This is a genomic window from Leisingera sp. G5_S3_59_S7 (genome assembly GCF_054968485.1).
Genome location: NZ_JBQKUH010000002.1, coordinates 26,849 through 39,822, shown reverse-complemented (window position 1 = coordinate 39,822; position 12,974 = coordinate 26,849). Strand labels below are relative to the sequence as shown.

At 61.7% G+C, this 12,974-nt stretch carries 12 protein-coding genes; 8 read left to right on the top strand and 4 right to left on the bottom strand.

Annotation, left to right across the window (positions count from 1 at the left end; all coding sequences use genetic code 11):
* Nucleotides 1-53: 53 nt before the first annotated feature.
* The gene (locus ACTRWG_RS01460) at nt 54-518 is read right to left on the bottom strand and encodes a DUF1810 domain-containing protein (protein WP_462828858.1); all 465 of its coding nucleotides are present in this window, start codon (nt 516-518) and stop codon (nt 54-56) included.
* Nucleotides 515-1,741, bottom strand: coding sequence for an argininosuccinate synthase (locus ACTRWG_RS01455; RefSeq protein WP_462828857.1), 1,227 nt, complete (start codon nt 1,739-1,741; stop codon nt 515-517). The genes ACTRWG_RS01460 and ACTRWG_RS01455 overlap by 4 nt, the downstream gene beginning before the upstream one ends.
* A gap of 174 nt (nt 1,742-1,915) precedes the next feature.
* Here ACTRWG_RS01455 and ACTRWG_RS01450 point away from each other — a divergent pair, with 174 nt between their 5' ends.
* Entirely contained in the window at nt 1,916-2,644 is a 729-nt protein-coding gene (locus tag ACTRWG_RS01450; RefSeq protein ID WP_027235942.1) for a hypothetical protein, read from the top strand.
* A gap of 72 nt (nt 2,645-2,716) precedes the next feature.
* Nucleotides 2,717-3,943 carry a threonine ammonia-lyase IlvA gene (ilvA, locus tag ACTRWG_RS01445; RefSeq protein WP_027235943.1) on the top strand — a complete coding sequence of 409 codons (1,227 nt, stop codon included), beginning with the start codon at nt 2,717-2,719 and terminating at the stop codon, nt 3,941-3,943.
* 15 nt (nt 3,944-3,958) lie between these two features.
* On the opposite strand, the gene ACTRWG_RS01440 is transcribed toward ilvA, so the two are convergent.
* Nucleotides 3,959-4,282, bottom strand: coding sequence for an Hpt domain-containing protein (locus ACTRWG_RS01440; RefSeq protein ID WP_027235944.1), 324 nt, complete (start codon nt 4,280-4,282; stop codon nt 3,959-3,961).
* Between the two features lie 187 nt (nt 4,283-4,469).
* Between ACTRWG_RS01440 and ACTRWG_RS01435 the strand changes: the two genes are divergently transcribed.
* The gene (locus tag ACTRWG_RS01435; protein WP_154667839.1) at nt 4,470-5,723 is read left to right on the top strand and encodes a PP2C family protein-serine/threonine phosphatase; all 1,254 of its coding nucleotides are present in this window, start codon (nt 4,470-4,472) and stop codon (nt 5,721-5,723) included.
* 79 nt (nt 5,724-5,802) lie between these two features.
* On the opposite strand, the gene ACTRWG_RS01430 is transcribed toward ACTRWG_RS01435, so the two are convergent.
* The gene (locus tag ACTRWG_RS01430; RefSeq protein WP_027235946.1) at nt 5,803-6,246 is read right to left on the bottom strand and encodes an NUDIX hydrolase; all 444 of its coding nucleotides are present in this window, start codon (nt 6,244-6,246) and stop codon (nt 5,803-5,805) included.
* 77 nt (nt 6,247-6,323) lie between these two features.
* On the opposite strand from ACTRWG_RS01430, the gene hslO reads away from it, so the two are divergent.
* From hslO to ACTRWG_RS01405, 5 genes are all read left to right on the top strand, one after another.
* Nucleotides 6,324-7,310, top strand: coding sequence for an Hsp33 family molecular chaperone HslO (gene hslO, locus ACTRWG_RS01425; protein ID WP_027235947.1), 987 nt, complete (start codon nt 6,324-6,326; stop codon nt 7,308-7,310).
* Complete coding sequence (locus ACTRWG_RS01420; protein ID WP_027235948.1) at nt 7,303-7,911, top strand: CoA pyrophosphatase; 609 nt, start codon at nt 7,303-7,305, stop codon at nt 7,909-7,911. The genes hslO and ACTRWG_RS01420 overlap by 8 nt, the downstream gene beginning before the upstream one ends.
* Nucleotides 7,911-9,062 (top strand): CCA tRNA nucleotidyltransferase, encoded by a 1,152-nt coding sequence (locus tag ACTRWG_RS01415; RefSeq protein ID WP_027235949.1) that lies wholly within the window; start codon nt 7,911-7,913, stop codon nt 9,060-9,062. Before ACTRWG_RS01420 ends, ACTRWG_RS01415 begins: the two co-directional genes overlap by 1 nt.
* A gap of 214 nt (nt 9,063-9,276) precedes the next feature.
* Nucleotides 9,277-11,115 carry an ABC transporter ATP-binding protein gene (locus ACTRWG_RS01410; RefSeq protein ID WP_027235950.1) on the top strand — a complete coding sequence of 613 codons (1,839 nt, stop codon included), beginning with the start codon at nt 9,277-9,279 and terminating at the stop codon, nt 11,113-11,115.
* The gene (locus ACTRWG_RS01405; RefSeq protein ID WP_027235951.1) at nt 11,112-12,956 is read left to right on the top strand and encodes an ABC transporter ATP-binding protein; all 1,845 of its coding nucleotides are present in this window, start codon (nt 11,112-11,114) and stop codon (nt 12,954-12,956) included. Before ACTRWG_RS01410 ends, ACTRWG_RS01405 begins: the two co-directional genes overlap by 4 nt.
* Nucleotides 12,957-12,974: the final 18 nt, after the last annotated feature.

The following is a 12,974-nucleotide window of genomic DNA, read 5'->3' as shown; positions in this document are numbered from 1 at the left end:
GTTAGGCAGGCAAGGCGGTCCGGGCAATATTGACCAAAGGGGAAGCTGGCGGATTACCCGCCGGCAAGCGCGTCCTGGGTGAGCGGGCAGGGTTGGCCATCATAGAAGGCGACAAGCACCTCCCGAAACTCTGCCGGCGCGCCGGGCACGGCGGCAAACAGCGTCATCGAGGAGCGCAGTTTCTTGGCGTCGATGCTGCCAAGGATCTGTTCCGGCGCTTTGCCGCGATGCTGCAGCATCAGCTGGCTGACCTCGACCAGGCGGGCGCGGAGTTTATCGTGGTTCAGGTAGGCGGTAGCCTCCGCCAGATCCTCGATCCCGTAAAGCTGCGCCATGTGGGAGCGGCAGAGTTCGGCCAGCTGGGGAAAGACGAACCACATCCAGTGGCTCGTCTTCTGTCCTGCTGAGAGCTCACTCAGGACAGCCGCCCAGACGGTGTCCTGAGCCTCGACGAACATGTCCAGCTCTTCCGCGAAATCATCCTCGAAATCGCCGTCTATGCCGTCTTGATCACTCACTTTTTGATCCGGCGCTCGCGGGCGGCCAGCAGCTTGAGACGCAGGGCGTTCAGCTGGATGAAGCCTGCGGCGTCCTTCTGGTCGTAGGCGCCGGCGTCTTCTTCAAAGGTCACATGCGCCTCGGAGTAGAGCGAGTTGTCCGACCAGCGGCCAACGGTAGAGGCCAGGCCCTTGTAGAGCTTCACGCGCACGGTGCCGGAGACGAATTCCTGGCTCTTGTCGATGGCGGCCTGCAGCATTTCGCGTTCCGGCGAGTACCAGAAGCCGTTGTAGATAAGCTCTGCGTATTGCGGCATCAGCTGGTCCTTCAGGTGCATCGCGCCGCGGTCCATTGTGATGGATTCGATACCGCGGTGGGCTTCCAGCAGGATGGTGCCGCCCGGAGTCTCGTAAATGCCGCGGGACTTCATGCCGACGAACCGGCCTTCGACCAGGTCGAGGCGGCCGATGCCGTGCTTGCGCCCGTATTCGTTCAGTTCGGTCAGGATGGTGGCCGGGCTCATCGCTTCGCCGTTGATGCTGACCGCATCGCCCTTCTCGAAGCCGATCTCGATGTATTCGGGAGTGTCGGGCGCGTCCTCGGGGTGGACGGTGCGCTGGTAGACGTAATCGGGCGCTTCCAGCGCCGGGTCTTCCAGCACCTTGCCCTCGGAGGATGTGTGCAAAAGGTTCGCATCAACCGAGAAGGGTGCTTCGCCGCGCTTGTCCTTGGCGACGGGGATCTGGTGCGCCTCGGCAAACTCCAGCAGTTTGGTGCGCGAAGACAGGTCCCATTCGCGCCACGGCGCGATTACCTTGATGTCGGGGTTCAGCGCATAGGCGGCCAGTTCGAAACGGACCTGGTCGTTGCCCTTGCCGGTGGCGCCATGTGCAACCGCGTCGGCGCCAGTGGCCTCAGCAATCTCAACCAGGCGCTTGGAGATCAGCGGGCGGGCGATGGAGGTGCCCAGCAGATAGAGGCCCTCATAGACCGCATTGGCGCGGAACATCGGGAACACGAAGTCGCGGACAAATTCCTCGCGTACATCCTCGATGAAGATGTTCTCCGGCTTTATGCCCAGCATTTCCGCTTTCTTGCGGGCGGGCTCCAGCTCTTCACCCTGGCCGAGATCGGCGGTGAAGGTGACAACTTCGCAGCCGTATTCGGTCTGCAGCCATTTCAGGATGATCGAGGTGTCGAGGCCACCGGAATAGGCGAGCACAACTTTCTTGGGCGCGGACATGGAATTCCCTCTCAGGTCAGAACGCCTGCGGCGTATCGGGTTTTGGCCGCAAGGGCAAGGTTTTCCGGGGTTTCGCGCACCGCGTTCGGTAACTAGGGTTCGCGCCAGAACGTGATTTTCATACTGGAGCAGATTTTCATGAAACCATGGGCCCTATTCAGCCATTCTGTCGGAATGCTGGCGCGGAACTTCGGCGATATGCTGCGGGTTTTTCTGGTTCCCACGCTGTTGATCGTTGCGCTGTTTGCAACGTTTTTAAAGATGACTGGGGTGTGGGAAACCTTGCAGTGGGGCGTGGTAACCCCGATGCCAGAGAATTCAGGCTTAAGCGGCCCGCTGTTCCTGGTTTCAGTCCTTTCGCTCTTGATTGGGATGTGGAGCGTTGTTGCTTGGCACCGCTTTGTCCTGCTTGAGGAAATGCCGCAGGGCTGGCTGCCGCGCCTGGAGGGTAGCCGGGTAATGGCTTATTTCGGCCGGTCTTTGCAGATTGCACTGGTCCTGATCTGTATGATGATCCCCGTAATGCTCGTGGCTCTTCTGGTGACAACCATCCTCAGCGGGGCAGGGCCGGCTGCCCTGCAATGGATCAGCCTGCCGATTGCAATCTTCACCACCTATCTGATCCTCAGGCTGTCGGTAATACTGCCCGCGGCGGCGCTGGGCGCGGGGATGGGGCTTCGGGATGCCTGGAACTCCACCTCAAACGCCTTCGGCGACTTGCTTGGACTGGCCGCCATTCTGGTTGCGGCCCAGTATGCAGCTCAATTCATCGCAACAGCCTTGTCAGCTTCTCCGTCGCTGGCCGCTGGTGTTTCAATCCTGATCTCAGCTGCGTTGGCGCTGTTGAACATCAGCCTGCTGACCACCCTTTACGGCCACTATGTCGAAGGCCGCCCGGTCTGAATGCCGGTATTCTTATGTATGCTTTGCACCCGCCTCTTGCCTTAGGGGCGGGCATACGCCACTGAAGGATACATGAGCGATTTCAAGACCCAGGCCCGCGCCGCTGAACAGGCGATGCGCGATGTGTTTCCCGCGACACCCTTGCAGCGCAACGTGCATCTGTCCGAACGCTTCGGCGCTGACATTTACCTCAAGCGCGAGGACCTGAGCCCGGTCCGTTCCTACAAAATCCGCGGCGCGCTGAATGCGATGCGCAAGCAGCCGGACCAGGAGCTGTTCGTCTGCGCCTCTGCAGGGAACCATGCCCAGGGCGTTGCCTTCATGTGCCGTCACATGGGCAAGCGCGGTGTGATCTTTATGCCGGTCACAACGCCGCAGCAGAAGATCCAGAAGACCCGGATGTTCGGTGGTGACAATATCGAGATCCATCTGGTTGGCGACTATTTCGACATCTGCCTGGCGGCAGCGCAGGAATGGTGCGCGCAGGAAGGCGGGCATTTCCTGTCACCCTTCGACGATGCGGATGTCATCGAAGGCCAAGCCTCCATTGCGGTTGAAATTGAGGCTCAGTTTGGCAAGGCCCCGGATCACGTTCTGTTGCCGGTGGGCGGCGGCGGCATGTCAGCGGGCGTTTCCTCCTGGTTTGGTGAGGATGTGCACAGCCTGTTCGTGGAGCCTGAAGGCGGCGCCTGCCTGCGCGCAGCGCTGGCGGCGGGCAAGCCGGTGCCGCTGGACACCGTCGACACCTTTGTCGATGGTGCGGCGGTGGGGCGGATCGGCGATCTGCCCTTTGATATTCTGAAGGATGTGCCGCTGCCGGATGTGCTGGCAATCTCTGAAGACCGCATTTGCGCGACCATCATCGAGATGCTGAATGTCGAGGGTATCGTGCTGGAGCCGGCGGGCGCGCTGTCGGTCGAGGCGCTGCAGGATGTGCGCTCCTGGATCCGCGGCAAGACTGTGGTCTGCGTCACGTCCGGCGGTAATTTCGATTTTGAACGGCTGCCCGAGGTCAAGGAACGGGCGCAGCGCTATTCCGGGGTGAAGAAATACTTCATCCTGCGGCTGCCGCAGCGGCCTGGCGCGCTGAAGGAGTTTCTGGGCATCCTGGGCCCTCAGGACGACATCGCCCGCTTTGAGTACATGAAGAAATCAGCCCGCAATTTCGGCTCTGTCTTGATCGGGATCGAAACCAAACGGCCGGAAAACTTTGAGCAGCTGTTCGCGCGGCTGGATGCTGCTGGGATGACCTATACGGACATCACACGGGACGAAACACTGGCGCAATTCGTGATCTGAGGCTAGCGGCCGGGGTCAGAATTTTTCCGACATGCCGGTCAGAAAGGCAGACTTGGAAGCCTGAAACTTGGTGATGATGGCAGGGAGATCCACATCGTCTGCGCCGCCCTGCGCTGATTTTCTCTCGCCGTCCAGGCAGAGTGCGGAAAAATCTGCAAACCCGAGGTTGAGCGCGCTGCCTTTCAGGAAGTGCAGGTCCTGCTCCAGCTGGCTGCGGTCGCCGTCTTGCAGCTTACCGATAACCTCTTCGACTTCTTCGAGAAATATCTCTACGACTTCCTCGAAATCTTCTGCACCCACTTCTTCGCGCAGCTCGGTCACGCGCGGCCAGTCAATCATGTATCTTGTCCTTACGATCAGTCGCCATGCGCGATTTCTTAAGTTGATTGCAGTAAAAATATAGTGAAATAAAGGGGGAAGCTCAAATTTTAGGTTTCACCGCCTGTTAAATTTCTGGACCGATAGTATCACAAGACTGTCTGATTTTGCCATTTGTGAGGTGCCTTCGGTGCTGCCAGAAAGTTCGATGGACAACGAGGACCACACAGTGGCCGGATCAATACGCCGTGTGCTGGTTGTCGATGACAGCCGCCTGCAAAGACGCATCCTTGTGGCTTCACTGAAGAAATGGGGTTTTGAGGTCGTCGAGGCCGAGAGCGGCGAGGCCGCGATGGAGATCTGCCAGGCGGAAACACCGGATCTGATCCTCAGCGACTGGATGATGCCGGGGATGAACGGGCTGGAGTTCTGCCGCGCCTTCCGGGCCCGCTCAAGCGAGGATTACGCCTATTTCATCCTGCTGACCTCCAAAAGCGAAAAGAACGAGGTCGCCGAGGGGCTTGATGCCGGCGCCGATGACTTCCTGACCAAGCCGGTGAGTTCTGATGAACTGCGCGCGCGCATCTCCGCGGGGGAGCGGATCCTGCGCATGCAGCGGGAGCTGTCAGAAAAGAACCGCATTGTCTCCGAAACGCTGGGCGAGCTGCAGCGCGTGTATGACGCGATCGACAAGGACCTGATCCAGGCCCGCAAGATCCAGGAATCGCTGGTGCCGGAACTGTCCAAGACTTTTGGCTCTTCCACCGTCAGCCTGCTGCTGAAACCCTGCGGACACATCGGTGGCGACCTGGTGGGCATGTTCTCACCGGGCGTGAACCGAATCGGCTTCTACTCCATCGACGTGTCGGGTCATGGCATCACCTCCGCGATGATGACGGCGCGGCTGGGCGGTTATCTATCCTCCAATTATTTCGATCAGAACGTCGGGATGGAGAAACGGTTTAACCGCTTCTACGCCCTGCGCCAGCCGGAGGAGGTGGCCAGCCTGCTGAATGCCAGGCTGATCGCCGACACCGGCATCGAAGAATACTTCACCATGGCTTACTGCATTGCTGACCTGCGCAGCGGGGTCGTCAAGATGGTGCAAGCCGGGCATCCGCACCCGCTGCTGCTGCGGAAAAATGGCGAGATGGAATTCATCGGCAAGGGCGGCGTCCCGGTGGGTCTGGTGCCGGATATCGGTTACAGCCAGGAAGAATTCACCATGGAGCGCGGCGACCGCCTGCTGCTGTTTTCAGACGGCTTCACCGAGGCGCGGCTGGAAGGTGGTTCCATGCTGGAACCCGAAGGCCTGCTTGAGCTGGTGGGAAAATGCGGATCCGGCCAGAGCGGCAAAGAGTTCCTGGACGATCTGTACTGGCACCTGACCCAGGTGATGAGCAAGGAACACGGGCTGGAAGATGATGTCTCAGCGACCTTGTTCGAGTATCAAGGTCCCTGAACCTGCCACAGCTTCAGTCTGATGGTGTCCTGGCCGCGGCTGGGATTTTGTGTATTTGGGAGGTGGGTTTAGCCCGAATTCACAGGCGTGCTGCCAGCCGGGCTGCGAAATGGCGGTCGCCGGCGTTGCCCAGCCTGACGGCGGCCTCCTGCGGATCAACCCACAGCGCTTCATGCCCGTCTTCCAACGGCGGGCCAATGCGGCGCAGCGGCCGGGCAATGTAAATATGGCACAGCTTTTCGGCCCACAGATCGTATTCCGGCATATAGGCGAAACGCCGGAACATCCCCAGCTTGCGCGGGGCGGATATCTTCCAGCCGGTTTCCTCATACACCTCGCGGTGCAGGGCAGGGATCGGCGATTCGCCAGGGTCGATGCCGCCGCCCGGCAGCTGCAGGTCAGGGTGGGGGTCGTACTGGCAGGTGATCAGCAGCTTGCCGCCCCGCGGCAGCAGCGCATAAGCTCCCGGCCGCATCCGGTAGCGCCGGCCTTTTTGCGGCGTATCGCCAAAACGTCTGATCACGGGCCGGCCCCTTCACTCCAGTATCATTTCTCCTATATAGCCCCGGTATGCCAATCCCCGGCGCGTAAGGAAACCCCATGACTCTTGGTTCGAAAATCGCGTGGGACGACACCGTCCTGCCCTTCCAGCTTGATGTATCCGACATGCGCGGCCGCGTGGCGCGGCTGGACGGTGTGCTGGATGGTATCCTGAAACAGCATGACTATCCGCCAGCGGTTGAGGCGCTGGTCGCCGAGATGGCGCTGCTGACGGCGCTGATCGGTCAGACCATTTCGCTGCGCTGGAAACTGTCGCTGCAGGTGCAGTCCAAGGGTGCGGTGCGGATGATCGCCACCGACTATTACGCGCCGCAGAAGGAGGGCGAGATCGGCCAGATCCGCGCCTACGCCAGCTTTGACCGCGAGCGCCTGACCGATGGCGATCCGTTCGAGCAGGTGGGCGAAGGCTATTTCGCGATCCTGATCGACCAGGGCAACGGCACCCAGCCTTATCAGGGCATCACCCCTCTGGCGCAGGGTTCGCTCAGCGCCTGCGCAGAGGCCTATTTCGCCCAGTCCGAACAGCTGCCCACCATGTTCAAGCTGAGTTTTGGAAAATCGGCTGAGCCGGGCGTGCCCGAGCATTGGCGCGCAGGCGGCGTGATGCTGCAGAGCATGCCCAAGGCGTCGCCTTTCGCGGCACAGAGCGAGGGGACGGGAGAGGTCCTGCAAGCCTCCGATCTGGTCACCGGTGACGAGGAAGAGAACTGGAACCGGGTCACCATGCTGCTGAACACGGTGGAAGATCTGGAACTGATCGGACCGTCGGTCACCCCCACGGACCTGCTGATCCGATTGTTTCACGAGGAACAACCGCGGGTCTACGATTTTCAGCCGGTGCGCTTCGGCTGCACTTGCTCGGAAGACCGCGTGCGCCAGAGCCTGTCGATCTACTCGGCCAAGGACATCGAAAAGATGACCACCGATGACGGCCGGGTGACCGCGGACTGCCAGTTCTGCGGCGCGCATTACGACCTGGACCCCGCGTCGCTGGGGTTTGACGCGGAAAACCCGCCCAGTGAGTGAGCCCGCACAAGATCTTACGGACAAAATAGCCGCCGCGCTGAAGCTGGAGGGCGGCGGCTCTTCCGATTTCGATCTCAACCCCGGCACGGTGCTGCCGGAAGGGCGCAAGCTGCGGGATGCCGGCGTTCTGGTGCCGGTCTCCATCGCCTCCGGCACGCCCCGGCTGATCCTGACCAAACGGTCCTCGGCGCTCAAGCACCACCCGGGACAGATCGCGTTTCCCGGCGGCAAGGTGGACGCGGGCGACAAGGACGCCTGCGCCGCCGCCCTGCGCGAAGCCTGGGAGGAAATCGGCCTGCCGCAGGACCTGCCTGAGATTCTCGGCTGCCTGCCGGAGCATGAGACGGTGACCGGCTTCTCCGTGACCCCGGTGGTTGCCTTGATCCGCGAAAGATTTGCCGCACGCCCGGAAGCAGGGGAAGTGGCCGAAGTTTTTTCTGTTCCGCTAAGACACGTTCTGCACACGGAAAACTACATTATCGAGTCGCGCCGCTGGCGCGGGACCCGCCGGCGCTATTATACCGTACCTTATGGGCCCTATTACATTTGGGGCGCCACCGCGCGGATGCTGCGCGGCTTTGCGGCACGGATGGAGAGCTGATGCGGATCGACCAGCCCTGGCTTAAGGATCAGGCAACTCAGGCGGTTTTCGAGGCCGTTACCGCAGATGGTGCGCAGGTGCTGTTTGTTGGCGGTTGCGTGCGCAACGCGCTGCTGTGCGAGCCGGTCTCCGACATGGATATCGCCACCGATGCGCGGCCGGAGCAGGTATTGGAGCTCGCCGCCCGAGCCGGAATCAAGGCGGTGCCGACCGGGATCGACCACGGCACCGTGACCCTGATCAAAAACGGTATCCCGCATGAGATCACCACCTTTCGCAAGGACGTGGCCACCGACGGCCGCCGGGCTGTGGTGGCGTTTTCAACCGATATAGCCGAGGACGCCCGCCGCCGCGATTTCACCATGAATGCGATTTACGCGCGCCCGGATGGCGAAGTAGTCGATCCGCTGGGCGGCCTGCCGGATCTGACCCAGCGCCGGGTGCGGTTTATCGGAACGGCGGAAAACCGCATCCGTGAGGATTACTTGCGCAGCTTGCGGTATTTCCGCTTTCATGCCTGGTACGGCGATCACACAGAAGGCTTTGATCCGGATGCGCTGGCGGCGATTGCTGCCAATCTGGACGGGCTGGCGTCGCTGTCCAAGGAGCGCGTCGGCGCGGAGCTGTTGAAGCTGCTGGCGGCTCCCGATCCTGCGCCCTCGGTTGCAGCAATGCGGCAGACCGGCGTCCTGGCTCAAATTCTGCCGGGTGCCGATGACCGCGCCCTGGCGCCTCTGATTCACCTGGAGGCGGGGCGTCCGGCTTCCGGTATCCGCCGCCTTGCTGCGCTGGGCGGGGGAGGTCTGCAAGAGGCCCTGCGGCTGAGCAAGGCACAGGCCTCTCATCTGGCCGCAATCCGCGCGGCCGCATCTGGCACCGCGGCGGCGGGGGAGCTGGGATACCGGCTCGGCGCGGAGAAGGCACTGGATTCACTGCTGCTGCGCGCTGCGCTGCTGGAGCAGCCGTTTTTCCCCGATTTAGAGACTGAAATCGCGCTGGGCGCGGAGGCAGTTTTCCCGGTGAAAGCCCGGGATCTTCTGCCGGATCTGCAAGGGCCGGCTTTGGGTGCGGCAGTAAAGAAGCTGGAAGCGGACTGGATTGCGTCGGGGTTCACCCTCAGCCGCGAAGAGCTGCTGGGCACCCTCCGCTGACAAGGGGTGTCAGCAGCGTCACAACCTTGGGGGGTGACAAAGCTGCCAATCTTGCGTACCCATAGGGCAGCCACCACATGACGGAGGAATGCTGATGTATTACGGGATCTGGTTTCTTTAACGCCTGAGACCTTGCCCCGTTTGACGTGGGAGCCTTGGGCCGCCCGCTGTCTGCATCTGTATTCCGATTTGCTCGAACGCCAGGAGCACCCGCATGTTTCGCTATTTTGAAAACCTCATTGACCCCTATTGCGCCTACCCGGAAAGCAACACGCCGCCGACGCGGCTGTGGCCGTTCCTGCGCGACTACTCCAAGCCGTTCAAATCCGTCTTTATCCTGGCTGCGCTGATGTCGGTCGTGGTCGCGGGGATTGAGGTTGGCTTGATCTATTATATGGGCCGTATCGTTGACCTGATGTCGGGCACCCCGTCCGAGGTCTGGGAGGCGCATGGCACAGAATTGATCGTGGTCGCCCTGTTCATTCTGCTGTTGCGGCCGCTGATCCAGCTTTTGGACGTTGTGCTGCTGAACAACACGATCCTGCCGAACTTTGGTACCCTGATCCGCTGGCGGGCACACAAGCACGTGCTGCGCCAGTCGGTGGGCTGGTTCGAGAACGATTTTGCCGGGCGGATTGCCAACCGGATCATGCAAACCCCGCCCGCTGCGGGAGAGGTGGTCTTTCAGGTCTTTGACGCCATCACCTTCTCGCTGGCCTATCTGGTGGGCGCGGCAGTGCTGCTGTGGGTTGCCGATGTGCGTCTGATGCTGCCTCTGGCGGTCTGGTTTGTCCTCTACGCGCTACTGGTGATGTGGACGGTCAAACGGGTCGGCCCGGCCAGCCAGGCATCGTCTGACGCGCGCTCTACCGTGACGGGGCGGGTGGTCGACAGCTATTCCAACATCCACTCGGTCAAGATGTTCGCCCATCACGACCGGGAGCTGACCTATGCCCGCGAGGCAATCGAGAACACCCGCAAGACGTTCCAGACAGAGATGCGCATTTTCACCATCATGGATGCCACGCTGGTCACGCTGAACGGACTGCTGATTGTCGGTGTGGTTGGCTGGGCCGTGATGCTGTGGATGCAAGGCAGTGCTTCGGTGGGTCTGGTGGCAGCGGCCACGGCGCTGACCCTGCGGCTGAACGCGATGACCGGCTGGATCATGTGGGCGCTGACCTCCTTCTTCCGCCAGCTGGGGGTTGTGGCCGAGGGGATGGAGACTATTGCCCAGCCCATCGACCTGGTGGATGCCGCCAATGCGGAGCCGCTGCGGCTCACCAAGGGCGAGATCGAGCTGCGCAACCTATCGCACCATTACGGGCGGGAGGCCGGCGGGCTGGACAGGATCAGCCTGACCATCCAGCCGGGCGAGAAGATCGGCCTGATCGGGCGCTCGGGCGCCGGTAAATCGACCCTGGTGAAACTGCTTTTGCGATTCTACGACGCCGAGAGCGGGCAGATCCTGATCGACGGCCAGGACATCCGGGCGGTGACACAGGACAGCTTGCGCAGCCACATCGGCATGGTCCAGCAGGACAGCGCGCTGATGCACCGCTCAGTGCGGGACAACCTGCTGTACGGACGTCCGGACGCGACAGAGGCGCAGATGATCGCCGCCGCAAAACAGGCGCAGGCGCATGAGTTCATTCTGGACCTTGAGGATCCGGAGGGGCGCAAGGGATATGACGCCCATGTCGGCGAGCGCGGCGTCAAACTGTCCGGCGGGCAGCGCCAGCGGGTGACCTTGGCGCGGGTGATCCTGAAGGACGCGCCGATCCTGGTGCTGGACGAGGCCACCTCGGCGCTGGATTCCGAGGTCGAAGCAGCGATACAGGAAACGCTCTACGGCATGATGCAGGGCAAGACGGTGATCGCCATTGCACACCGGCTGTCCACCATCGCGCAGATGGATCGTATCCTGGTGATGGATCAGGGCCGTATAGTTGAAGAAGGCTCGCATGAGGCGCTATTGCAGGCGCAGGGGCTTTATGCACAGCTTTGGGCGCGCCAGTCCGGCGGCTTCCTGAACATCGAGGCAGCAGAATGAACATAGGCAACCTGATCGACGCCTTCCGCCCGGCAGAGGGCCCGCCGCCGCAACGGCTGGGGTCCTTCTTGCGCTGGTGCCTGGCCGGCGCCTGGCCGATGCTGCTGCTGGCGGCGGCATTCTCGGCGCTGGCCGGCGGAATGGAGGCGGGCACAGCCTTCATCCTGGGGATGGTCATCGACACCGCAATTTCCAGCGGACCGGAACAGTTTTTTTCGGCTGGCAATGTGGCTGTCATCGCACTCGCGCTGGGCTTTTTCCTGATTGTGCGCCCTGTGCTGTTCGGCCTCTCTGCAGCCTCCAATGCCATCGTGGTGCAGCCTAATGTGAACCCGCTGGTGCTGTCGCGTCTGAACCGCTGGACATTGGGCCAATCGGTTCGGTTCTTTGACGACGATTTTGCCGGGCGGATCGCCCAGAAGCAGATGCAGACGGCAACCGCCGTCACCTCCGTGACCACCGAGATGATCAATGTTGTCGCCTTTGCATTGGCGTCTCTTGCTGGCTCTTTGGCCTTGTTAGGGTCTATTGATTGGCGCATTACCGGGGTGTTTCTGGTCTGGCTGATCGCCTATTTCGCGCTGATCCGCTGGTTTCTGCCACGCATCCGCAAGCGGTCCGGCGCACGGGCCGGGGCGCGGGCGATGGTGACCGGGCAGGTTGTCGACTCGATTACCAACATCAAGACGGTCAAGCTGTTTGCCCATGCCGACCATGAGGAGCGCACCGCCCAGGACGCCATGGTGCGGTTCCGCGATAAGTCACTGCATTTCGGCTATCTCTCCGCCAGCTTCCGGTTTTGCCTGATGTGCCTGGCGGGCGTTCTGCCGGTGTTGCTCATCGGCGCGACGCTGTTGCTGTGGCAGTCCGGCACGGCGACCGAAGGCGACATCGTGGCGGCAGGCGCGGTCTCGATCCGCATCGCCCAGATGACCGGCTGGGTCAGCTTCACGCTTATGGCGATTTACTCCAACGTCGGCGAGATCGAGAACGGCATGAAGACACTATCCGTCCGCGACAGGGTAGAGGATACGCCCGGCGCCAAGCCGCTGGAGGTCACCGAAGGCGAGATCGTCTTTGACCAGGTCGAGTTTGCCTATGGCCGCGACGTCGGCGGCGTGCAGGGCATCGACCTGACTATTCATCCCGGCGAAAAGCTGGGCATCGTCGGGGCCTCAGGGGCGGGGAAATCCACGCTCGTGTCGCTGCTGCTCAGGCTTTATGACGGAGAGAGTGGCCGGATTCTTATCGACGGTCAGGATATTGCGACGGTCACCCAGAACTCACTGCGCAGTCAGATCGGCATGGTCACCCAGGAGACCGCCATGTTCAACCGCTCGGCGCGGGAAAACATTCTCTATGGGCGGCCGGATGCGTCTGAGGAAGAGGTCGCCGCGGCGGCACACAAGGCCGAGGCGCATGAATTCATCACCGAGCTGGAGGATGGCCAGGGCCGCACCGGCTATGATGCCTTTCTGGGTGAGCGCGGAGTGAAACTGTCCGGCGGGCAGCGGCAGCGGATCGCATTGGCCCGCGCCATTCTGAAGGACGCGCCCATCCTGGTGCTGGACGAGGCCACCTCGGCACTGGATTCGGAGGTTGAGGCCGCGATCCAGGCAGCGTTGCACCGGGTGATGGAAGGCAAAACGGTGCTGGCGATTGCCCACCGTCTGTCGACGCTCAGCGAGATGGACCGGATCATCGTGATGGAGAAGGGCCGCATCGCTGAAAGCGGCAGCCATGATGAACTGCTGGCCAGGGGCGGTCTGTATGCACAGTTCTGGGCGCGCCAGTCCGGTGGTTTCATCTGCACCGACGAGGAGCAGGCGGCGGCAGAGTAACCTGACCGGCGCATTTTG

Bases quoted from the DNA above. Each gene is read 5' to 3' on its own strand.
- ACTRWG_RS01455 (WP_462828857.1), bottom strand. From the start codon at position 1,741: ATGTCCGCGCCCAAGAAAGTTGTGCTCGCCTATTCCGGTGGCCTCGAC.
- ACTRWG_RS01450 (WP_027235942.1), top strand. From the start codon at position 1,916: ATGCTGGCGCGGAACTTCGGCGATATGCTGCGGGTTTTTCTGGTTCCC.
- ilvA (WP_027235943.1), top strand. From the start codon at position 2,717: ATGAGCGATTTCAAGACCCAGGCCCGCGCCGCTGAACAGGCGATGCGC.
- ACTRWG_RS01440 (WP_027235944.1), bottom strand. From the start codon at position 4,282: ATGATTGACTGGCCGCGCGTGACCGAGCTGCGCGAAGAAGTGGGTGCA.
- ACTRWG_RS01435 (WP_154667839.1), top strand. From the start codon at position 4,470: ATGGACAACGAGGACCACACAGTGGCCGGATCAATACGCCGTGTGCTG.
- hslO (WP_027235947.1), top strand. From the start codon at position 6,324: ATGACTCTTGGTTCGAAAATCGCGTGGGACGACACCGTCCTGCCCTTC.
- ACTRWG_RS01415 (WP_027235949.1), top strand. From the start codon at position 7,911: ATGCGGATCGACCAGCCCTGGCTTAAGGATCAGGCAACTCAGGCGGTT.
- ACTRWG_RS01410 (WP_027235950.1), top strand. From the start codon at position 9,277: ATGTTTCGCTATTTTGAAAACCTCATTGACCCCTATTGCGCCTACCCG.
- ACTRWG_RS01405 (WP_027235951.1), top strand. From the start codon at position 11,112: ATGAACATAGGCAACCTGATCGACGCCTTCCGCCCGGCAGAGGGCCCG.